This is a genomic window from Streptococcus salivarius, assembly GCF_009738225.1.
Lineage (GTDB): Bacteria > Bacillota > Bacilli > Lactobacillales > Streptococcaceae > Streptococcus.
In genome coordinates this window covers 1,285,178-1,308,394 of the sequence record NZ_CP018187.1, presented here as the reverse complement: position 1 = coordinate 1,308,394, position 23,217 = coordinate 1,285,178, and the positions used below count along the sequence as shown (strand labels likewise).

Below are 23,217 nucleotides of genomic sequence, written 5' to 3'. Positions count from 1 at the left end.
ATGACGGTTGTTATTCGAAAGGTTCTTCCCGAAGAGGTTGAAGAATTAAAAGTTATCTCGGAAGATACTTTTAGGGAGACATTTGCTCATGATAATACAGACTCCCAGTTGCAAGCTTACTTTGACACTGCACTGTCTGAGGAAGTTCTGCTCGATGAAATTACTCATGAAGAATCGCGTTACTTTTTCATTATAGTTGATGATGAAAAGGCAGGTTTTCTAAAAACTAATGTCGGATCTGCCCAAACAGAGCAGCATTTGGACAATGCCTTTGAAATTCAACGAATTTATATCAGTCAGGCCTTCCAAGGGATGGGTTTGGGTAAGCAACTCTTTGAATTTGCATTGCAGGAAGCCCGTGATCTAGGTTGTGATTGGGCCTGGTTGGGTGTTTGGGAAAGAAATTTCAAAGCACAGATTTTTTACGATAAATATGGCTTTGAAAAATTTTCAGAACACAATTTTCCGGTTGGTGACGGTAAAGTAGACTGTGACTGGTTGCTTAAATTAAAACTATAAACCGATTATTAAGTTGATAGAGAGGAGTTTATAAGGCGATTAAACGTGTCAGTTCGTCTTCCTCTTATATCAGCTATACATATTCCTATATTACAGAAAGGATTTGAACCCGCCCTAAGTAGAGGTTTAAATTCTTCTCTCATTTATCAGTTGAACTGATAATTTTACAGAAAGGATTTGAATACGACCTCAAAGTTCGAGATTTAGATAAGTCGCTACTGAAATTAGGATTTCAGGCGACTTCCTAAAATCTTGTCACTTTGGTCCTTGCTTTGCAAGGACACGGTCTTAATATCATAATTATGCTAGTTAGTTATAAATGGTTAAAAGAGTTGGTTGATGTGGATGTTACCACTGCTGAACTCGCTGAAAAAATGTCGACGACAGGTATTGAAGTGGAAGGTGTTGAAACACCTGCTGAAGGCTTGTCTAAATTGGTTGTTGGTCATGTCTTGTCATGTGAAGATGTGCCTGAAACACACTTGCACTTGTGTCAAGTAGATACAGGAGATGCTGAAGGTCCACGTCAAATTGTTTGTGGAGCTCCAAATGTCACTGCTGGAATCAAGGTAATTGTTGCCATTCCTGGTGCACGCATTGCGGACAATTACAAAATTAAAAAAGGGAAGATTCGAGGCATGGAATCTCTCGGTATGATCTGTTCTTTGGCAGAACTTGGACTTCCAGATAGCATTATTCCTAAGGAATTTGCAGATGGAATCCAAATTTTGCCTGAAGATGCTGTTCCTGGAGATAGCATTTTCCCATATCTCGACCTTGATGATGAAATCATCGAATTGTCAATCACACCTAACCGTGCGGATGCTCTTTCTATGCGTGGTGTGGCCCATGAAGTCGCTGCAATCTATGGTAAATCTGTTCACTTCCCAGAAAAAACAGTCACAGAAGACAGCAAGCCAGCTTCTGATAAGATTTCAGTAGCTATCGAAAGCGATAAAGTGGCTACTTATGCTAGCCGTGTGGTTGAGAATGTTACTGTTCAACCAAGTCCACAATGGTTACAAAACCTTCTTATGAATGCTGGTATCCGTCCAATCAACAATGTGGTAGATGTGACAAACTATGTTCTTCTTTACTTTGGACAACCAATGCACGCCTTTGATTTGGACAAATTTGAAGATTCACGAATCGTTGCCCGTGATGCCCGTGAGGGTGAAAAATTGGTGACTCTCGATGGTGAAGAACGTGAATTGACTACTGAAGATATTGTTATTACAGTTGCTGACAAACCAGTTGCCCTAGCAGGTGTTATGGGTGGCGCTTCAACTGAAATTGACAACAATTCTAAAAATGTTGTTCTCGAAGCTGCTGTATTTGATGGTAAATCAATTCGTAAGACAAGTAGTCGCCTCAACCTTCGTTCAGAATCATCATCACGTTTTGAAAAAGGTATCAATAACGATACTGTCCTTGAAGCGCTTGATTTTGCTGCAGCAATGTTGCAAGAATTGGCAAATGGAACGGTGCTTGCAGGCCGTGTTCAAGCGGGATCAGTTGATACAGAGCCAGTTCAAGTTTCTACAAGTCTTGACTATGTGAATGTTCGCCTTGGTACAGAATTGACTTTTGCAGATATTGAAGATGTCTTTGCGAAACTTGGTTTTGGATTGACAGGTGATGCCGATAAATTCACAGTATCTGTACCACGTCGTCGTTGGGATATCAGTATCCAAGCAGACCTGGTTGAGGAAATTGCACGTATCTACGGCTATGAAAAATTGCCTACGACACTTCCAGAAGCAGCAGGAACGGCCGGTGAATTGACTGAAACACAAGCACTTCGCCGTAAGGTTCGTAGCATTGCTGAAGGTGCTGGATTGACTGAAATCATCTCATATGCTTTGACAACACCTGAAAAAGCCGTTGAATTTGCTGCGACACCAAGTAATTTGACTGAGTTGATGTGGCCAATGACTGTTGACCGTTCAGCTCTCCGTCAGAATATGGTTTCTGGCATGCTTGATACTGTTGCTTACAATGTTAACCGTAAGAATAGTAACGTTGCCATTTACGAAATCGGTAAGGTCTTTGAACAAAAGGGTAATCCAAAAGAGGAATTGCCAAATGAAATCAATACCTTTGCCTTCGCTATTTCTGGTCTTGTAGCTGAAAAAGATTTCCAAACCAAAGCAACGCCAGTTGATTTCTTCTATGCCAAAGGTATTGTTGAAGCACTCTTTGATAAACTTGAAGTTTCAGTTGACTATGTACCAACAAAAGACCTAGCAAGCATGCACCCAGGTCGTACAGCTGCTATTGTGCTTGATGGTCAAACGATTGGATTCCTTGGTCAAGTTCACCCACAAACTGCCAAAAACTATGGCATTCCTGAGACTTATGTGGCTGAAATTAACCTTAGTGCTGTAGAAGCTGCCTTGCAACCAGATCAACCATTTGTTGAAATCACAAAATTCCCTGCAGTATCACGTGATATTGCCCTTCTTCTCAAGGCAGAAATAACTCATCAAGAAGTTCTGGATGCTATCTACTCTGCAGGAGTCAAACGCTTGGTTGCTGTTAAACTCTTCGACGTTTACGCAGGTGAAAAACTTGGTGCAGGTATGAAATCAATGGCTTATAGCCTTACCTTCCAAAATCCAAATGACAACCTCACAGATGAAGAAGTTGCCAAATACATGGAAAAAATTACTAAAGCTCTCACTGAAAAAGTTAAAGCAGAAGTACGTTAATAGTTAGAAAATCCATCTGAGAAGATGGATTTTTAAGTGATTAGACGATATTACATAAAGGAGATAATTTGTTTTTAGAGTTCTTTGACGGGGTATGGGGACATTACACTTTTGAATCTGATAAAGTCAATGTACTTATTGATGGCTTACCCAGTTTTGCTTATCCCTTGGGACAATTAACATTTTTAGTGTTAGTCTATAGGTTACTCGTTCATCAGTATGTTAAGAAGTTTTTAATCATGTCACCTCAAGATATCTGGGCTTGGCAGAAGGAAAAGTTTTGTCAAAGTAAATTATCTTTCATTGTCATCCCAATAGTTTATCTGTTTATTTTCGGAATGACCTATGTTTTGGTTGAGGATGTTTTAGCTACCGTCACTATTTACAAGGATTATGGAGGACCTATAGCTAAAACCATTGATGGCAAAGTTAAACAAATAGATATTAGTCATGTTGGGTCTAAAACGAGTAGTGCTAGGATTAATGCTCACTTTGAAAGTTCTGACGGGCAGACTTATGACATTCACCTGATAAACGATGATAAAAGAATCGCTAATTATATGCGGCACCATGAGTCAGATTCCTATACTGCAACGCTTTCCTTTGATAAACATGGTAAACCAGTTTACATTTCTAAATTCTGGGAATAAGCAGTCTGGATAGCTCTTTCAGGGATTTGCACTTGACAAATATGTAAATTCTCTGCATAATAAAAGAAAAAGCCATGAAAAGAGGGTAGCCATGCAAATTATTAAACGTAATGGTCAAGTTGCTGAATTTGATCCTGATAAAATTTACCAAGCCATCTTAAAAGCAGCACAGACTGTGTATGTTCTCGACGATACTTGGCGCCAAAACCTTGCTCAAGTTACGAAAAAAGTAGTGCTTGATCTTCAAGATGCTCAGGTAGAACGCCCAACCATTAACATGATTCAGTCATTGGTTGAAAATCGTCTCATGGAAGCAGGCTTTATCAACATTGCTGAGCACTATATTTCATACCGTTTGCAACGAGATTTGGAGCGTAACGGTTATGGTGACAAAGTAATTGTACACCTACGCTTTGAGCAGACTAAATAAACAAAAGCCATCAAGCGATGGCTTTTGTTGTGTCTAATTGTCACTCTGTCTTTTTTAAAATTTTTATAAAGGATTCCAGTTCCTGTCCATGACCTATCTGCAGATAAGTTTCAGAAGTTGGTCTAATAAAGGAGGATTCTAAAAAGCGAATCTGCTTGTGGGCTTTGAATTTTTCGAGTGAAAACTCTTTAGGAAGTTGCCAGGTCACATGCCTAGGGGAAATCTGATAAGGAATGCTAACCTTAGATTTGTCAATGATTGCTTGACTTTTAGCCATATTTTGTTGAAAGAGGTCATCCAGCTTCTTAATGTTTTTTTGGAACATGCCATTTTCGAGATAAACGGAAAGTGCTTTTTGCATGATGAGATTGGTATCATAGTCAATAAGTCCCTTGTGGCTCAAAAAGGTAGACTTAAGATTAGGTGGTAAAACAAGGCTACCTAGGCGCAAACCTGGAAAAAGGGTCATGGAGAAGGATTTGATATAGATGGTCTGATTTTGAGTATCATAGTAGTGAATAGGGAGATTTTTACTATCACTAAAGTCTCCCATATAGTCATCCTCGACGATATAAACATTATACTGATTGGCAAGTTGGGCTAGCTTTTCTTTTTCGCTAGCATTATAGCTTAATCCGAGAGGATTGGAGTAACGACTGATAGTATAGAAGAACTTAATCTGTCCAGATTTAAAGTACTCTTCCAAGCGGTCAAAATCCAAACCATCAAAACCACGGTTAATCGTCTCGTAAGCTAGATTTTGACGGTTGACAAGCTGGTTCATGCGATGATAGGTAGGTTGTTCTAAAAGAATTTTGTGGCCACCATTACCAAAATCCATCTGTGAAAGGATGTAGAGGGCCTGTTGACTTCCTGAGGTTATGACAATCTGATCTGAATTGACATAAATATCGTCAGCAATTAATCGACTCTTTAAGGCTTCAAGCAAATCTTTGAGTCCAGCTTGTTCATGATAATAGTTGAAGAGGTAGTCCTGATGACCCGCCAAACTTTCATCCAAACAAAGTTTAAAATCCTCGTAGGCCAATTGATTGTAATCATTAAGGTTAAGAAGGACCTTATTATCGACTTCATTGCGTCCTTCGAGAACATAATAGCCACTTTTGGGTACGGCGTAAATATAGTTTTGATATTTGAGTTCCAAGAGTGCTCTTTGAGCTGTATCCTTACTACAGGCATAAGTCTGGCTAAGTTGACGAATAGAGGGGAGCTTACTCCCTTTTTTTAAAGTACCATTTTGGATATCTTTTATAATGGTCTCGACAATATCTTGATAAATACTCATAACTGACCCCTTACAGATTTTTCCTTATTTTACCTTACTTCCCTTCTCAGAGCAATAGGCCCAGAGAAATTTGACAAGATTATTAGATTTTGACATAATAAGAAGGTTGTAAGGTAAAACTAAATTCCCCTTCCAAATAAGTTTAAGGAGATTATAAGAATGACTTTTAAGAAAATCTTAGGACTTCTCGCTCTTGCATGCTTGACTATTATCGGTTTGTCAGCTTGTACACCCGAGAAAGAGCCTACTTGGACCTACGATAAAAACAAAATGCTATTTACAGGACAAGATGCAAGTGTACAAGTTCTTTCTGCAACTAAAATCGAATCACCAGAAGGTCAAAAAGCTGTACGAGTTCACTATAAACTTAGCAACTCAAGTAAAGAAACCATGAATGCTTACACTCTTTTGATGAAGGTAGTCCTTGATGTGAAACAAGAGAAGGAAGAAGTGAAGGTGGCAACAATAGTCTTTTCTAAAGATGATGATCGAGATAAGATTGCAAATAAAACCACGATTGCTCCTAAGGAAGTTAAAGAAATCGTTGTTGACTATGCCGTTGCGGATTTTGATCATGATCTTAACATTGATTTCTCTGATTACGGTACTGAGGCAAACGCGACAGCCAAGCTTTCCCTACAAAATCTTGAAAAGGCACCTGTCAAATATTTTGATAAAAAAGCTCAATAAGTTTGATCACCACACGTTCGTGTGGTTTTTTTATTGCTCCAAATCTGTACCCATACAGTAATAAAAATACTATCTTGTTTAATCGTCAGAATTTTCATAAACTTATACTATATTTATTGACTAAGGAGTTTTAGGTATGTCAGCAAAACGTTTAACCATTTCTGCATTTTTCATGGCACTTGTCATTATTTTGAGTTCAAGTCTCTTATCTATTCCTGTGCCAGGAGGTCATTTCTATTTTAACGGGATTGTTATTTTCCTAGTTGGTTTAATTTTCCCACCTACAGAAGCAGTTATTATTGCGGGAGTAGGTTCCTTTATTGGAGATTTTCTTTTTTACCCTCTTCCTATGTGGGTAACTCTAGTAACACACAGCCTTCAAGTTCTTGCTATTGCACTCATTGTTGGAGGGCGTTTAGGAGAATTGAGCAAATCTAGGGCATCTTTAGGTCTCTTGCTTGGGGCTATTATTGATCTAGTAGGTTATGGCTTAGGAAGAGCCTTTATCTATGGTACGCCAGCTTATGCTATTATGAAGATTCCATTTGACCTTGTAGCTGCTATTCTTGGTTTAGGAGTGGCCTATTACATTTATTTCCACACAAGCTTTGTTAAACAGTTTAAAAAGACTTGGGAAGGGAAATAGATGACTAAAGTAATTGTTGCCAATGACCTCGTTGGTCTAGGTAAGGTTGCTTTGACTAGTAGCCTCCCTATCATGTCAGCCTGTCAAACTGAAGTTCTTCCCTTGCCGACGGTTCTTTTATCTTCGCATACAGGCGACTTTAATAATATTTATGTACGGGACCTTACAGTTGACCTAAAAGGGTTTTGTAAGCAGTGGGAGCACTTGGATTTTAAAGTAGATGGCCTTGTGAGTGGTTATTTTAAGTCAGAAGAAGAACTAAAACTTGTAGGTCAATTAGCTCGCGATAAAGAGATACCTCTATTTGTTGACCCTATTATGGGTGACAATGGCCGTCTCTATCAAGGTTTTGATAGAAACTTTGTAGAAGCCATGAAAGATTTCTGTCAACAAGCAGATGTCATCATTCCCAATCTGACAGAAGCTGCCTTATTGACGGATACTCCATATCTTGAAGCAGGTTCCTATGATAAAGTCACTGTTGAAAAGCTTTTGAGAGATTTGACCAAGCTTGGCCCCCGAAAAGTTATTGTGACAGGTATCTCTTTTGAGACAGAAAAAATGGGTTTGGCTTATTTTGATAAAGAGACTAATGAAACGGCTTATCTTATGAGGAAAAGTTATCAATCTCATTTTTATGGTAGTGGAGATTTACTAACGGCAATCTTATCAGCTGGTTACTTTTATAACCTAGATTTATTAAAGGTTTGTGATTTGGCCTTGGATGTCATGGATCGAGTTCTTTCATCAACACTGTCCGATGGTCGTCCTTTAAAATACGGCCTATGCTATGAGCCTCATATTGGTTTATTATTTAGTGGTTTTAATGCCCTATTGGAGGAGAAAAATGAAAAGTGATAAAACACGTGAATTAGTTATCCTAAGTTTGTATGCAGCTTTAATTATTGTGAGTGTGCAGTTTATTCGTATTCCTTTTGGACCTCAATTTGTCCATTTGGGAAATGCCCTAGTTGTGATTGCTGTCTTGATTTTTGGAGCCAGAAAAGGTGCGCTAGTCGCAACAGTAGGGTTAGGGCTATTTGATATTATCAATGGTTATGCTGCCGAGGTCTGGATTACTATTTTAGAATCCTTGATTGTCTGTCTGGTGCTCTATCTTGTTTTTGAAAAGCTACTAAAATCAAATGACAAAATGGCTAATATCATACTCATTGGAGTCATAGCTGCAGTAACCAAAATTATTTTGAATTTTATTAAGTATACGATTATCAATAGTATCGTTGCGACTCTACCAGTAAATGCTGCCATGGTATTGGCACTTACTAAAATAGGGGGAACCTTTGGAACATCAGTAGTGACTATTATTGCAGTTCCCCTCCTATATCCTGTCTTTAAACGTATTTTACAGAGAAACTAAAGAGTTAGCAGGTTGCTCCTGCTTTTTCTTTTTAATTTTCCAAAAGCATAGGTCCAAATTTTCACTAAAAAATGGTAGAATAGTAGAGTTAATGTCAAGAAAGGAAAGGGCTGAAGACTGTTTTAGCCCAGATATGCTATGTCTATTTTAGAAGTCAAAAATCTTAGTCACGGATTTGGTGACCGTGCTATTTTTGAAAATGTCTCATTCCGTTTGCTCAAAGGTGAGCATATCGGTCTTGTCGGTGCTAACGGTGAAGGGAAATCAACCTTCATGTCTATCGTTACTGGAAAATTGCAGCCAGATGAAGGTAAGGTAGAGTGGTCTAAGTACGTTACAGCGGGTTACTTGGATCAGCATGCTGTTCTTGAAAAGGGGATGACCGTTCGTGATGTCCTTCGTACGGCTTTTGATGAGCTCTTTAAAACTGAAGAACGCATCAACGAGATTTACATGTCTATGGCTGACGAAGGAGCCGACGTTGATGCTCTGATGGAAGAAGTAGGTGAGCTTCAGGATCGTTTGGAAACGCGTGATTTCTATACACTAGATGCTAAGATTGATGAGGTTGCCCGTGCACTAGGTGTCATGGATTTTGGCATGGATACAGATGTAACGGACCTTTCAGGTGGTCAACGTACCAAGATTCTCTTGGCTAAGTTATTGCTTGAAAAACCAGATATCTTGCTTCTTGATGAGCCTACCAACTATTTGGATGCTGAACATATTGCCTGGCTTAAACGCTATCTTCAAGAATATGAAAATGCCTTTGTCCTCATTTCGCACGATATTCCGTTCCTAAACGATGTGATTAACATTGTCTACCATGTTGAAAATCAAGATCTGGTTCGCTATGCAGGTGATTATGACAATTTCCAATCTGTCTATGCAATGAAGAAAGCTCAATTGGAAGCAGCCTATGAACGTCAGCAAAAGGAAATTGCAGACCTTCAAGATTTTGTTAACCGTAACAAGGCGCGTGTTGCTACTCGAAATATGGCCATGTCTCGTCAGAAGAAATTGGATAAGATGGAAATTATCGAGTTGCAGGTAGAGAAGCCGAAACCAGAATTCCATTTCAAGGAAAGTCGTACACCTGGACGCTTTATTTTCCAAACCAAAGATCTTGTTATTGGTTACGACCGTCCGTTGACCAAGGCTCCATTGAATCTTACATTCGAACGTAATCAAAAGGTAGCTATTGTCGGTGCCAATGGTATCGGTAAGACCACTTTGCTTAAGAGCCTGCTTGGTATTATTCAACCACTCGAAGGAGAAGTTGAAACAGGTGATTTTATTGATCTAGGTTATTTTGAACAAGAAGCAGAAGGGTCACGTCAGACACCTCTTGAAGCAGTTTGGGACGCTTTCCCAGCTCTAAATCAAGCTGAGGTTCGTGCAGCTCTAGCCAAATGCGGATTAACCTCTAAGCATATTGAAAGTCAAATTCAGGTGCTTTCAGGTGGAGAACAGGCTAAGGTTCGTTTCTGTCTCCTTATGAATCGTGAAAATAATGTCCTTGTTCTGGACGAACCGACTAATCACTTGGATGTTGACGCTAAGGATGAATTGAAGCGTGCCCTTCAGGACTTTAAAGGTAGTGTCCTTATGGTATGTCACGAACCCGAATTTTATGAAGGTTGGACAGATGTTTGGGATTTTAATGAGTTAGTATAGTGATAAAAGAGTGTTGTCATTCTCTAAAGAGAGAGTTGCTCACTCTTTTTTTATGTTAAAGAGACGAGTAGACTTACTAAGACTTGATAAGACGGAGATGGTGTAGAGGAAGGTCGTCATCATCATAAAGTGTTTTTCTACAGATTTTGTCGTGACTTATTTGGGTTTTGAGCATACAAATTTAATTTGTTCAAAAAGTAACAAAGTCTGAGCATAAAAGGTGTAACCGTTTTCCGATTATGGTAGAATAAAACAGTAAACTATTATCAAAAGAAAGTTGGACAAACTTATGTCAAAAATCGTAGTTGTTGGTGCTAACCACGCTGGTACTTTTAGTATTAATACTATTCTCGATAATTACGGAGACCAAAATGAAGTAGTTGTTTTCGACCAAAACTCTAACATTTCATTCTTGGGTTGTGGTATGGCCCTTTGGATCGGTAATCAAATCTCAGGTTCTGATGGTCTTTTCTATGCCAACAAAGAAGGACTTGAAAGCAAGGGCGCTAAAGTTTATATGAACTCACCAGTTGAGTCTATTGACTTTGATGGTAAAACTGTTACAGCCCTCGTAGATGGTAAAGAGCATGTTGAATCATATGACAAATTGATTTTGGCAACAGGTTCTCAACCAATCTTGCCTCCAATCGAAGGTGCCGAAATTAAAGAAGGTAGCCGTACTTTCGAAGCTACGCTTGAAAACCTTCAATTCGTTAAACTTTTCCAAAACGCTCAAGAAGTTATTGATAAATTGAACGACAAATCTCAAGATATCAAACGTGTGGCGGTTGTAGGTGCTGGTTACATTGGTGTTGAATTGGCTGAAGCTTTCCAACGTCATGGAAAAGAAGTTATCCTTATCGACGTTGTTGATACATGTTTGGCAGGTTATTACGACCATGACCTGACTGACCTTATGGCTAAAAATATGGAAAGCCACGGTATTAAATTGGCATTTGGTGAAACTGTTAAAGCAGTAGAAGGTGAAACTAAGGTAGAACGCATCGTTACAGATAAAAATGCTTACGATGTCGATATGGTTGTTCTTGCTGTTGGTTTCCGTCCTAACACAGCTCTCGGTGCTGGTAAGTTGGAAACATTCCGTAATGGCGCTTACCTTGTTAATAAGAAACAAGAAACATCAATCAAAGATGTTTATGCAGTTGGTGACTGTGCTACTGTTTATGACAATGCCCTTGATGATGTGAACTACATTGCCTTGGCTTCAAACGCTGTTCGTTCAGGTATTGTCGGTGGTCATAATGCCGGTGGTGGAGATGTTGAATCAAACGGTGTTCAAGGATCAAATGGTATCTCAATCTATGGTTTGAACATGGTATCAACTGGTTTGACAGAAGAAAAAGCAAAACGCTTTGGTTTCAATCCAGCAGTAGTATCTTCAACAGATCTTCAAAAAGCTGCCTTTATGGAAGATGAAAATGCAGACGTTACAATCAAGATCGTCTATGACAAAGATACACGCAAAGTTCTTGGTGCTCAAATGGTATCACGCATGGACATCTCTATGGGAATCCACATGTTCTCATTGGCTATCCAAGAAGGTGTAACTATTGACCGTCTTCAATTGCTTGATTTGTTCTTCTTGCCACACTTTAACCAACCGCTTAGCTATATTGCTAAAGCAGCTATCTCAGCCAAATAATCTTAAACAGCTAATTCAGTCGAATTAGCTGTTTTTTCTTTTTTTAATACGAAAAAAGCCTCCTATTTTAATACGAAAAAAGCCTCCTACTGGAGACTTTTATTTAACTAATGTTAGATTAGTTTTTTGAAGCTTCTTGGAATTCAGGGTTTTTCCATGCTTCATCAATGATAGCTTGCAATTCGTCAGCAGAAGCTTTCATTTTTTGTTGTTCAGCATCGTTCAATGGGATGTTAACTGGACGTACGATACCGTGTGCACCTACGATTGCAGGTTGACCGATAAAGACGTTGCTTACACCATATTGACCTTCTTGGAATACAGACAATGGAAGTACTGCATTTTCATCGTCAAGAATAGCTTTAGTGATACGAGCAAGGGCAACGGCGATACCATAGTAAGTAGCACCTTTTTTGTTGATGATTGTGTAAGCGGCATCACGAACACCTTCGAACAATTCAACCAATTCAGATTCTTGAACGTTTTGAGTGTCTTTAAGGAATTCTTCAAGGTTTACACCGGCGATGTTAGCGTGTGACCAAACGGCAAATTCTGAGTCACCGTGTTCACCCATGATGTAGGCGTGAACTGAACGAGCATCAACGCCAAGTTTTTCAGCAAGTGCTTGACGGAAACGAGCTGAGTCAAGTGAAGTACCTGAACCGATAACGCGTTCTTTAGGGAATCCTGAGAATTTCCATGTTGAGTAGGTCAATACGTCAACTGGGTTAGCTGCTACAAGGAAGATTCCATTGAAGCCTGATTCAACAACTTGAGTAACGATAGATTTGTTGATAGCAAGGTTTTTACCAACAAGATCAAGACGAGTTTCACCTGGTTTTTGTGGAGCACCAGCAGTGATAACTACAAGGTCAGCATCCGCACAGTCTTCGTATTTAGCTGCGTAGATTTTTTTAGGTGAAGTGAAAGCAAGCGCGTGGCTAAGGTCAAGCGCATCACCAACAGCTTTTTCGAACAATTGTGGAATTTCGATGATACCAAGTTCTTGAGCGATACCTTGGTTTACAAGTGCGAAAGCGTAAGATGAACCTACGGCACCGTCACCAACGAGGATGACTTTTTTGTGTTGTTTAGTTGCAGTCATGGGTCTAAACATCTCCTTATTTTTTAATTGGGTTACCCCGTACACTGCTTATTCTACCACTTTAAGTGATGGATGTCACGAAATAATAAGGAAATAATAGATGAAAGCGTTTACACAACTGAAAAGTAAAGCGTTTTATGGTATAATATTATAGAAATTTTCTATACTCTTTTATTAGAGTTTGGAATGATTTGAATGAAAGAAAAGAGGCATTTTTGAGTGCAAGATAATAATTTAATTGACGTTAATTTGACGTCTGAGATGAAGACGAGCTTTATCGATTATGCCATGAGTGTTATCGTGTCTCGTGCTCTCCCAGATGTTCGTGACGGTTTAAAACCTGTACAACGTCGTATTCTATATGGAATGAATGAGCTTGGGGTGACACCTGATAAGCCACATAAAAAATCTGCCCGTATTACCGGGGATGTCATGGGTAAATATCACCCACACGGAGACTCATCTATCTATGAAGCCATGGTTCGTATGGCGCAATGGTGGAGCTACCGTTACATGTTGGTTGACGGTCACGGGAACTTTGGTTCTATGGATGGTGATGGGGCTGCCGCTCAGCGTTATACTGAGGCGCGTATGTCTAAAATCGTCTTGGAAATGCTTCGTGATCTCAATAAGAATACCGTTGATTTTCAAGATAACTATGATGGATCAGAACGTGAGCCAATCGTTCTTCCGTCACGTATTCCAAACCTTCTTGTCAATGGTGCGACAGGGATTGCCGTTGGTATGGCGACTAACATCCCACCACACAATTTGGCTGAAACGATTGATGCTGTCAAATTGATGATGGATAATCCTGAAGTCACAACACGTGAACTGATGGAAGTTCTTCCTGGACCAGACTTTCCAACTGGTGGCTTGGTCATGGGGAAATCTGGTATTCACCGTGCTTATGAAACTGGTAAGGGTTCTATTGTACTTCGTTCGCGTACTGAAATTGAAACAACTAAATCAGGTCGTGAGCGTATTGTTGTCACTGAGTTTCCTTACATGGTCAATAAGACCAAGGTTCATGAACATATCGTTCGTTTAGCTCAAGAAAAACGTATTGAGGGGATTACAGCAGTCCGTGACGAGTCTTCTCGTGAAGGCGTACGCTTTGTCATCGAAGTGCGTCGTGATGCTTCTGCCAATGTTATCTTGAACAATTTGTTCAAATTAACGCAACTTCAGACTAACTTCAGCTTCAACATGTTGGCCATTGAAAAGGGTGTTCCTAAAATCCTTTCTTTGCGTCAAATCTTGGCTGACTATATTGCTCACCAGCAAGAAGTTGTGGTTCGTCGTACACAGTTTGACAAGGATAAGGCTGAGGCACGTGCCCACATTTTAGAAGGTTTGTTGATTGCCCTTGATCATTTGGATGAAGTGATTACAATTATCCGTAATAGTCAAACTGATGCTGAGGCTCAAGCTGAGTTGATGGCTCGCTTCGAACTCACGGAACGACAAAGTCAAGCTATTCTTGATATGCGTTTGCGTCGTTTGACAGGTTTGGAACGTGATAAGATTCAAAATGAGTACAATGATCTCTTGGCTCTGATTGCTGATTTAGCTGATATTTTGGCAAAACCAGAACGAGTCATTGCTATCATCAAGGAAGAATTGGACGAAAGCAAGCGTAAATTTGCAGATGCTCGCCGCACAGAGCTTATGGTTGGAGAGGTCATTTCTCTTGAAGATGAAGACCTCATCGAGGAAGAAGATGTTGTTATCACTCTCTCAAATAAAGGGTATATTAAACGTTTAGCCCAAGACGAGTTCCGTTCACAAAAACGTGGTGGTCGCGGTGTCCAAGGTACTGGTGTTAACGATGATGACTTTGTTCGTGATATTGTCTCAACAAGCACTCATGATCACCTTTACTTCATGACTAATAAGGGGCGTGTATACCGTCTTAAGGGGTATGAAATCCCAGAATACGGTCGCACAGCCAAAGGCTTACCTATTGTCAATCTCTTGAAGTTGGACGATGGTGAGACCATTCAAACAGTCATTAATGCCAAGAGTGATGAAGCTTCTGAAAATAATCACCTTGTCTTTGTAACTCGTCAAGGTCTAGTTAAACGTACAAAAGAAGCGGAATTTAAGAACATTCGTCAAAATGGGTTGATTGCCTTGAAACTTAGAGAAGGTGACGAGCTAATCAATGTCTTCTTGACTACTGGTAATGAAGAAATTGTCATTGGTACTAAATTTGGTTACAGTGTACGCTTCAAAGAAGACACTATTCGAAGCATGAGTCGTATGGCTGCCGGTGTTAAAGGGGTAACTCTTCGTGATGGTGACCAAGTTGTTGGTGCAGCTGCCATTACAGAAGACCAAGAAGTCTTGATTATCACTGAAAAGGGTTACGGTAAGCGTACCTCAGCTACTGAATACCCAACGAAGGGTCGTGGTGGTAAAGGTATCAAGACTGCCAATATCACAGAGAAGAATGGTAACCTAGCAGGTATTGTAACAGTGTCTGGCGATGAGGATATCATGGTCATCACCGATACAGGTGTTATCATCCGTACTGCTGTTGCTAATATTTCACAAACTGGTCGTGCCACTCAAGGGGTTAAGGTCATGCGCTTGGATGACTCTGCTCGTATTGTAACCTTTGCTTTAGTTGAGCCAGAAGAAGTTGAACAAGCTTCCGAAGATCAAGAAAGTGGTGACAACTAATGAGCAAAGATAAGCAAAATAACGTAACAAAAAAACGCCGTAAGTGGCTTGATATTCTTCGCTGGGTGTTGATTGTTGTTCTCTTGGTTGTTGGTTTAGCCTTGATTTTCAATAAGTCTATTCGAAACACAGTGATTGCTTGGAATACAAATAAGTATCAAGTGAGCAAGGTTTCTAAAAAGACTATTGAGAAAAACAAGGAAGCTAAGACTAGCTTTGACTTTGATACCGTTAAATCAATTAGTACAGAGTCTGTCTTGCAGGCACAGATGGATGCTCAAGAGCTTCCTGTCGTTGGTGGTATTGCTATTCCAGAGGTAGGTATCAATCTCCCTATTTTCAAAGGACTTGGCAATACAGAGTTGACTTACGGTGCAGGAACGATGAAAGAAGATCAAGTCATGGGTGGTGAAAACAACTATTCACTAGCTAGCCACCACGTCTTTGGTATTGCCGGTGCATCTGATATGCTATTTTCACCGCTAGATAAGGCTAAGGAAGGTATGAAGATTTATCTTACGGATAAAAATAAAGTCTATACTTATGTTATTAGTGAGGTGAAGGTGGTCCAACCAACTGAAGTAGCAGTAGTTGATGATACACCTGGCAAGTCTGAAGTTACCCTTGTAACTTGTACGGATGCCGAAGCAACTCAGCGTACAATCGTCAAAGGGGAATTGAAATCACAGGTAGATTTTGACAAGGCAAGTTCAGATATTATTGAAGCCTTTAATAAGTCATACAATCAATTTCAAAGTTAAGAAAGGGCCTTCGGGCCTTTTTCAATGGAGGAAAAAATGTTTTTAAATACGGTACACCATGTTGCCATCATTATTTCTGATTATGATTTATCTCGAGATTTTTATTTGATAAATTGCAAGAATAAGTGCAACCTTTATTCGAACTCATCCTCTAGAACTTCACTAGCAGTTCTGTAAGCTAAACATTTTCGTGGTCGGTGATTGATATCATATAAAGCCTTGTTCAAAGCCTCATCAGAGATAGCGGCTAAATCTGTTTTCTTTGGGAAATATTCTCTTAGTAAGCCATTTGCGTTTTCATTGCTTCCTCTCTGCCAGGATGAATAGGCGTCCGCAAAGAAAAAGGAAATTCCTAAGTTCTCTACCAGAGGGTAGCAGGCAAACTCTTTTCCCCTGTCTGAAGTGAAGGTTTTAAGAGCCTCTTTTGGAAATAGCTTACAAAGTTGTTCGATAGCTGAAAACAGGGATTTGGCTGTTCTGTCTGGTATCTTGAAAGCTAAGTAAAAGCACGTTTTTCGCTCTAGGAAGGTCGTTAAACAGCCTTTGCTTTTGCCTCTGGAAGACACCACAGTATCGAGCTCTCAGTGACCAAAGGTCTCACGATTCCTGACCTCTTTAGGACTTTTGGCAATTGACGTACCAATCCTAAATCTTCCACATGTTTCTTTGGGTTGTCGAGTCTTTCCCTTACGACGAAGGACGCTTAAATCCAGATCAATCAAACCAGCATAGAGCCAGTTATAGATAGTTTTAAAAGCTACCATTGGCTTTTGTTCAAGCTGATAGTGGCCACAAATTTGTTCAGGCGACCAGGAGGATTTTAAACCGTCCTCAATTTCCTTTTTCAACTTTGATGTCAAATGAGACTTCCGACCTTTTTGCTTAGCCCTGTGGTCGTACTGTTCCTGTGCTAAGGCTGCGGAATAACCATTTTGGCATCGTCTTAACTCTCTTGAAATAGTAGACTTATCGAGGCAAGTTTATTTGCAATTTGGCAAGGTTTCAAACCTAATTCTAAGTAGGTTTCTATCTTTATTCGGTCGGTTATGGTAAGATGGGAGTAGCTCATAGTTTTTCCTCGGGTTCTGTTTGTGTGGTTACTTACAGTTTACACCAATGAAACGCTATGAGTTTTTTGTATGGTTTATGTTTAAAAAGCATCATACATATACTAGAAGAAAAATGTGGTTTTTGATATGATAAAATATGTAGAAACTAATTATGAAACGAAAGGGCAGATTAGTTTTAACTAGCAATAATTACTATTTCAAGTTCAAGGTGAGGGCATAGTATGGATGAACAGAATTACAATTTGGAACAAAGTATAGCAGAGTTAGATAAGCTCTCTGACTTATCAACCAAGGAAACAGATAAGACCGCCTGTGAAGCTCTAGCAGAAAAAGCAAGAATAATTTATGAGCAACACCCTGAATCAGAAGACATTGCTTTGCGGTATGTCAAGACTTTGTCGAATTCAGCAGACAAACAAACAGATATTGAGAAGGCTAATCGTACAGTTGAGAAAGTCAAAATAATTTACGAAAAATTCCATAATTCTGAGAGGATTGCTTCGTGGTATGCATGGTTCCTAAAGAATTTAGTAGCTAAACAAACAGATATTGAGAAGGCTAATCGTACAGTTGAGAAAGTCAAAATAATATACGAAAAATTCCATAATTCTGAAGAAATTGCTTCGTGGTATGCTGGAGCCTTGTCTAAGTTAACAGACAAACAAACAGAGATTGAGGATGTTAATCGTACAGTTGAAAAAGTCAAAATAATATACGAAAAATTCCATAATTCTGAAGAAATTGCTTCGTGGTATGCTGGAGCCTTGTCGAATTCAGCAGACAAACAAACAGAGATTGGGGAGGTTAATCGTACAGTTGAGAAAGTCAAAATAATATACGAAAAATTCCATAATTCTGAAGAAATTGCTTCGTGGTATGCATGGTTCCTAAAGAATTTAGTAGCTAAACAAACAGAGATTGAGAAGGCTAATCGTACAGTTGAGAAAGTCAAAATAATATACGAAAAATTCCATAATTCTGAAGAAATTGCTTCGTGGTATGCTGAAGCCTTGTTTAAGTTAACAGACAAACAAACAGAGATTGAGAAGGCTAATCGTACAGTTGAGAAAGTCAAAATAATATACGAAAAATTCCATAATTCTGAAAGGATTGCTTCGTGGTATGCTGGAGCCTTGTCTAAGTTAACAGACAAACAAACAGAGATTGAGAAGGCTAATCGTACAGTTGAGAAAGTCAAAATAATGTACGAAAAATTCCATAATTCTGAAAGGATTGCTTCGTGGTATGCTGGAGCCTTGTCTAAGTTAACAGACAAACAAACAGAGATTGAGGATGTTAATCGTACAGTTGAAAAAGTCAAAATAATTTACGAAAAATTCCATAATTCTGAAAAGATTGCTTCGTGGTATGCATGGTTGCTACAGAATTTAGTAGCTGAACAAACAGAGATTGGGGAGGTTAATCGTACAGTTGAGAAAGTCAAAATAGTTTACGAAAAATTCCATAATTCTGAAGAGATTGCTTCGTGGTATGCTGGAGCCTTGTCGAATTCAGCAGACAAGCAAACAGAGATTGAGGAACTGAGACACACAGTTAAACAAATATGTGACATTTTAAAATTAATCCCCGATGTTAAATTATTTGCCACATTAGTAAAAATATTAGAAAACAATCCTGATACTCCATTATATAAAAATGATACTCCAGCCACTAGCCTCACAAAAATTTTAGATAGACTATGTTTTTATTCCAATGATGGTTTTGACAGAAAACTACTAATTCGAGCTTTAAATCTTGATCTCGTTAAAAATACAAAATACGATATTTTAAAGGATTGGATAAAATACTATAAAGATGATGAAAATAAGCTCAATCAGTTAATAGATATCTATAGAATTGTTCAAGAAATCAAATATCAACTTGGCTTGAAAGTAAAAGATAAAAATTCGAATCTTAAATTTGGTCATTATACCAAAGGAAAAACTCTCCAAAATTTATTAGATCAAGATACAGAAAATACAGATGATACAAAATTTTCCGTATCTGGAAAAACTCGTTTGTATAATGCCAATTATATGAACGACCCCGAGGAAGGGTTAGTTATCGAAGAAATATTGAAACCTAGTAAAGATAAGGAAATAACATCCTACTTCAAGAAGCAAAATATTTTAGATCCTAGTCCATGGTTTTTAATGAGCTTCACCAGTAAAACAGATGACTTGACTATGTGGTCCCAATACGGCGATGATGCACAGGGTGTTTGTCTGGTACTTAAGGAAGATGATTTCTCAAGATTCACTTCTTTCAATGATGTTTCATGGCGTAAAGAAGCTATTCCCTTAGAGACTATGAAGCAAATGGATTCCACCATATCATACCTAGGTAGTGATTTAAAAACCTCAGTAGACGAATCGAAGAAAAAGGAGTCAACTTTTTCTGCCAATGTTGAAGAGGCACAGCCCCAACCTGAAAAAAAAGATAAGGTAGCTAAAGTGAATAGTGATTATCTCTATAGAATAGCCTATGTTAAAAATACAGGTAAAAACATTGAACTAGAAGAAACAGAACTCTTTGATGACAATGAAATTACAAAATTAAAAGAATCTGTGAATAATTTAAAGCAAAAATTGTATGAGAGAGTGAATGATAATGATGACTTTTATAAAGAAGCTATCTCCAACTGTATCGAAGAAATTCGCTACTTATTTAAATCTGTCGATTACAAATATGAAAACGAACTTCGTATCTTACGCTATGCTAATCTAGACCCAAGTAATGATAAAATCAAAATTGATAAAACCTCTGGAATTGGTAAACTTTATGTAGAACGGGAAAACCCAATTCAAATTGAGAAGGTCGTTTTTGGTCCTAAGTTTCCAAACCCTGAATATGTAACGCCTTTACTGAAACTATTGGATAATGATATCAACTATAAAAAATCTACGATAAAATTTAGATAGATACACTCCTATTCTCTATTCTAAATAACACTCATAAAATCTAAAAGAAGTTACCTAAAAGCCAAATGATATGAAAGCCAGACTGAGTCTGGTTTTTATTTGATAAATTAGGTTTTAAAATTATACGTGAAAATCATCGTCCAGAACGTCATGATTATAAATTAGATTTACGTTGTGGTGATATAGAACTAGAAATCTTTGGAAATAGGACTAGTGATTTAGATTATGTGGAGCCACCAAAACGTCTGTCTTATCCTGAGTCGTGTGGACTACGTCATTTAGCTTTTAAAGTTGCCAATATTGAAGAGGTTGTCGAGGCTTTGGAACAAAAAGATATTTCATGCCAACCGATTCGCAAGGACAGTTTTACCGAGGAAAAGATGACTTTTTTTGACGATCCTGACGGGCTCCCCTTGGAGTTGCATGAGTAGTTTTTTTGACCCCATTTTTTTAAGTCATGGTATAATGAATTCACGGCTGAGTTCAAACTCGGTCGTCCTTCAGGAGATTATGGATACTATTCTATTTTCGAAAGGAAACACACATGAAAATGAAAAAACTTCTTGTTGCTGGGATGGTTTTCCTAGCTTCGGTGACAACCTTTGCTTCAGCTACTCAAGCAGCAACATCATCACAAGTCCAAAAGGTTATTGATGAATCTTATGTTCAACCAGACTATGTGATGGGGTACTCATTGTCGGAAGAGCAACGAAATGAAACCTTGAATTTATTAGGGTATGATAGTAGTAAGGATACTAATGTCAAGACCTTGACGACTTCTGCTTACGCCAATATCATGAATGTGGCTGACGATTCTAGTCTTCAGCTATATTCTTCGGTTAAGATTGCTAAGCTGGGTGCTAAGGAAACCTTGAGTGTAGAGATTGTGACACCGCAAAATATCACGAAAATCACTCCAGATATGTACCGTAATGCTGCCACGACACTTGGTATTGAACATGCTAAGATTACGGTAGCAGCACCAATTGCAGTTACAGGAGAAAGTGCCTTGGCTGGTATTTACTATTCCCTTGAGCAAAATGGGGCTAAAGTTTCAGATGAAAGCAAAGAGCTTGCACAAGAGGAACTTAAAACCCTTTCTCAAATCAATGAGGAAAATTCTGGTAAGACTGACTATGATGCAGACAAGCTTAATGTAGCTATGACTGATATTAAGTCAGCTGTTGCTGATAAAGGGGATAAGTTAACAGAAGACCAAGCTAAAACGATTGTTCAGCAAACGGTCAATAACTATAACTTGGATCTTTCAGATACGCAAATTAATCTTCTGGTGAATTTTGCTTTGAATTTGTCTAAGTCTTCAATCATTGATAGTGCTAGTTTCAAGTCGAGCTTGAGTTCACTTAAGGATTCTATCGTTTCGAAAGCTGGTAATACCTTCTCTGGAATTAACTTAAACTTCAATGCCAACAAAACACTTGAGAATAGCAAAAATATTTTTGCACAAATTTGGCAAGCTATTGTAGATTTCTTTACTGGATTTTCTAAATAGTAAAAGAGCTATCCATTTGGATGGCTTTTTTCTATTTTTCAGAAAATATGTGAAATGCTAATGAAATTATTCCAACAATTGTGTAAAATGGTAAACATCAATTCAGATTATTCTGAAAATTTGTTTTAGGAGATTCTCTTATGTCACAAACAAGTGTAACTAGTCAGTCTACCTGGCGTAGTAAAATAAAAGCAATGGGACCCGGTATCCTAATGGCTTCGGCGGCCGTAGGTGGTTCCCACATCGTTTCATCTACCCAAGCGGGTGGTTCTTATGGATGGGCCTTGTTAGGCTTGGTTATTCTGGCTAACCTCTTCAAATACCCATTCTTCCGTTTTGGTGCTGAGTATACCGCAGATACAGGTAAAACCCTTGTTGAAGGTTATGCTGAGAAAGGTAAGTTCTATCTTTGGGTATTCTTTATTTTGAATGTCTTTTCAGCCTTGGTTAATACTGCAGGTGTTTCTATTCTTTGTTCAGCCATCATTGCTAGTGCCTTTCCAATGCTTGGTTTGAGTATTACCACCTGGTCAATTATTTTGGTTGCAATTATCTGGGGTATGTTACTCTTCGGTGGCTACAAACTTCTTGACGGTATGGCCAAATGGATTATGTCTGCCTTGACCATTGCAACCGTAGGAGCGGTTATTATTGCTGCTATCAAACACCCAGAGTATAGCGTGGATTTCGTAGAGAAAAGTCCATGGCAACTAGCGGCTCTTCCATTTATCGTATCGCTTCTTGGTTGGATGCCAGCTCCGATTGAGATTTCTGCTATCAACTCACTGTGGTCAGCTGAGAAAAAGAAAACAGTTGATTTTAATAGCGAAGACGCACTCTTTGACTTTAACGTCGGTTTTATCGGAACAGCTATTCTTGCAGTATTCTTTGTAGCACTTGGTGCCCTTATCCAATATCCAACTGGTAAACCTGTAGAGGCTGCTTCAGCTAAGTACATTGCTCAGTTTGTTGGTATGTACGCATCAGTACTTGGTGATTGGTCACGTTATTTGATTACCTTCATCGCTTTCTTGTGTATCTTCGGTACTGTCATCACAGTTATTGATGGTTATTCACGTGTAAATGAAACATCTCTTCGTCTTTTGTTTAACAAGAAAGAGTCCAGTGCAACACCTTTGAAAGTTTGGATGACCTTGACAGCTATTCTTGGTCTTATCATTATTTTCTTCTTTCAAGGTCAAGTTGGTACCATGCTTCGTTTCGCCATGATTGGTTCTTTCCTTACAACACCATTCTTTGCGCTTTTGAACTATGTACTTGTTACAACAGAGAAGAAAAACCTTCCAACATGGTTGAAAGGACTTGCCATTGCAGGTTTGATTTTCTTATTTGGATTTGCTATTTTCTTTATCTGGGCTTTGGCTATTGGTAAAGCAGGATAAGAGGAGTAAACAGTTTCTTTTGGGAAGCTGTTTTTTTTTATTCTATATATGAAAGAGAGGTTATAGCCGAGGGCACAGAAAAAAGC

The 23,217-nt window shown here is 38.7% G+C and carries 17 protein-coding genes and 2 pseudogenes; 16 read left to right on the top strand and 3 right to left on the bottom strand.

Features of this window, described 5'->3' with window-relative positions; all coding sequences use genetic code 11:
* From BSR19_RS06420 to BSR19_RS06405, 4 genes are all read left to right on the top strand, one after another.
* The gene (locus BSR19_RS06420) at positions 1 to 519 is read left to right on the top strand and encodes a GNAT family N-acetyltransferase (protein WP_156246820.1); all 519 of its coding nucleotides are present in this window, start codon (positions 1 to 3) and stop codon (positions 517 to 519) included.
* Between the two features lie 296 nt (positions 520 to 815).
* Positions 816 to 3,230, top strand: coding sequence for a phenylalanine--tRNA ligase subunit beta (pheT, locus tag BSR19_RS06415; RefSeq protein WP_414820572.1), 2,415 nt, complete (start codon positions 816 to 818; stop codon positions 3,228 to 3,230).
* Between the two features lie 68 nt (positions 3,231 to 3,298).
* The gene (locus BSR19_RS06410) at positions 3,299 to 3,880 is read left to right on the top strand and encodes a hypothetical protein (RefSeq protein ID WP_156246818.1); all 582 of its coding nucleotides are present in this window, start codon (positions 3,299 to 3,301) and stop codon (positions 3,878 to 3,880) included.
* Between the two features lie 91 nt (positions 3,881 to 3,971).
* Entirely contained in the window at positions 3,972 to 4,310 is a 339-nt protein-coding gene (locus BSR19_RS06405; RefSeq protein ID WP_002891184.1) for an ATP cone domain-containing protein, read from the top strand.
* A gap of 40 nt (positions 4,311 to 4,350) precedes the next feature.
* Here BSR19_RS06405 and BSR19_RS06400 read toward each other — a convergent pair whose 3' ends face one another.
* Positions 4,351 to 5,616: an aminotransferase-like domain-containing protein gene (locus BSR19_RS06400; protein WP_156246817.1), complete on the bottom strand. Its 1,266-nt coding sequence runs from the start codon at positions 5,614 to 5,616 to the stop codon at positions 4,351 to 4,353.
* 159 nt (positions 5,617 to 5,775) lie between these two features.
* Between BSR19_RS06400 and BSR19_RS06395 the strand changes: the two genes are divergently transcribed.
* The 6 genes from BSR19_RS06395 (at position 5,776) to nox (ending at position 11,670) form a co-directional block, all read left to right on the top strand.
* The gene (locus BSR19_RS06395; protein ID WP_049545157.1) at positions 5,776 to 6,306 is read left to right on the top strand and encodes a DUF5067 domain-containing protein; all 531 of its coding nucleotides are present in this window, start codon (positions 5,776 to 5,778) and stop codon (positions 6,304 to 6,306) included.
* A gap of 136 nt (positions 6,307 to 6,442) precedes the next feature.
* Complete coding sequence (locus BSR19_RS06390) at positions 6,443 to 6,952, top strand: ECF transporter S component (protein ID WP_048675476.1); 510 nt, start codon at positions 6,443 to 6,445, stop codon at positions 6,950 to 6,952.
* Positions 6,953 to 7,810 carry a pyridoxamine kinase gene (locus BSR19_RS06385; protein WP_156246816.1) on the top strand — a complete coding sequence of 286 codons (858 nt, stop codon included), beginning with the start codon at positions 6,953 to 6,955 and terminating at the stop codon, positions 7,808 to 7,810. It begins immediately after the preceding gene.
* Positions 7,800 to 8,330 carry an ECF transporter S component gene (locus tag BSR19_RS06380; protein WP_156246815.1) on the top strand — a complete coding sequence of 177 codons (531 nt, stop codon included), beginning with the start codon at positions 7,800 to 7,802 and terminating at the stop codon, positions 8,328 to 8,330. The genes BSR19_RS06385 and BSR19_RS06380 overlap by 11 nt, the downstream gene beginning before the upstream one ends.
* A 138-nt stretch (positions 8,331 to 8,468) precedes the next feature.
* Positions 8,469 to 10,007 (top strand): ABC-F family ATP-binding cassette domain-containing protein, encoded by a 1,539-nt coding sequence (locus BSR19_RS06375; protein ID WP_156246814.1) that lies wholly within the window; start codon positions 8,469 to 8,471, stop codon positions 10,005 to 10,007.
* Between the two features lie 289 nt (positions 10,008 to 10,296).
* Entirely contained in the window at positions 10,297 to 11,670 is a 1,374-nt protein-coding gene (gene nox / locus BSR19_RS06370; protein ID WP_048675487.1) for a H2O-forming NADH oxidase, read from the top strand.
* A 118-nt stretch (positions 11,671 to 11,788) separates the two neighbouring features.
* Here the strand turns inward: nox and BSR19_RS06365 are convergent, their stop codons facing one another.
* The gene (locus tag BSR19_RS06365) at positions 11,789 to 12,775 is read right to left on the bottom strand and encodes an L-lactate dehydrogenase (RefSeq protein ID WP_037600761.1); all 987 of its coding nucleotides are present in this window, start codon (positions 12,773 to 12,775) and stop codon (positions 11,789 to 11,791) included.
* A gap of 219 nt (positions 12,776 to 12,994) precedes the next feature.
* Here BSR19_RS06365 and gyrA point away from each other — a divergent pair, with 219 nt between their 5' ends.
* Positions 12,995 to 15,463, top strand: coding sequence for a DNA gyrase subunit A (gyrA, locus tag BSR19_RS06360; protein ID WP_156246813.1), 2,469 nt, complete (start codon positions 12,995 to 12,997; stop codon positions 15,461 to 15,463).
* Positions 15,463 to 16,224 carry a class A sortase gene (locus tag BSR19_RS06355; RefSeq protein WP_156246812.1) on the top strand — a complete coding sequence of 254 codons (762 nt, stop codon included), beginning with the start codon at positions 15,463 to 15,465 and terminating at the stop codon, positions 16,222 to 16,224. The genes gyrA and BSR19_RS06355 overlap by 1 nt, the downstream gene beginning before the upstream one ends.
* Before the next feature lie 134 nt (positions 16,225 to 16,358).
* Here the strand turns inward: BSR19_RS06355 and BSR19_RS06345 are convergent.
* A pseudogene (locus tag BSR19_RS06345) lies at positions 16,359 to 17,293 on the bottom strand (IS30 family transposase).
* Positions 17,294 to 17,515: 222 nt separating this feature from the next.
* Between BSR19_RS06345 and BSR19_RS06340 the strand changes: the two are divergent.
* The 4 genes and pseudogenes from BSR19_RS06340 to BSR19_RS06325 all read left to right on the top strand — a co-directional run bounded on the left by BSR19_RS06340 (position 17,516) and on the right by BSR19_RS06325 (position 23,131).
* Entirely contained in the window at positions 17,516 to 20,215 is a 2,700-nt protein-coding gene (locus BSR19_RS06340; RefSeq protein ID WP_156246811.1) for a DUF2971 domain-containing protein, read from the top strand.
* 92 nt (positions 20,216 to 20,307) lie between these two features.
* Positions 20,308 to 20,646, top strand: a pseudogene (locus tag BSR19_RS06335) (VOC family protein); the annotation flags it as partial.
* Between the two features lie 113 nt (positions 20,647 to 20,759).
* A complete protein-coding gene (locus BSR19_RS06330; RefSeq protein ID WP_156246810.1) occupies positions 20,760 to 21,728 on the top strand; it encodes a DUF1002 domain-containing protein in 969 nt (322 codons plus the stop codon).
* Between the two features lie 140 nt (positions 21,729 to 21,868).
* Positions 21,869 to 23,131, top strand: coding sequence for an NRAMP family divalent metal transporter (locus tag BSR19_RS06325; RefSeq protein WP_156246809.1), 1,263 nt, complete (start codon positions 21,869 to 21,871; stop codon positions 23,129 to 23,131).
* Positions 23,132 to 23,217: the final 86 nt, after the last annotated feature.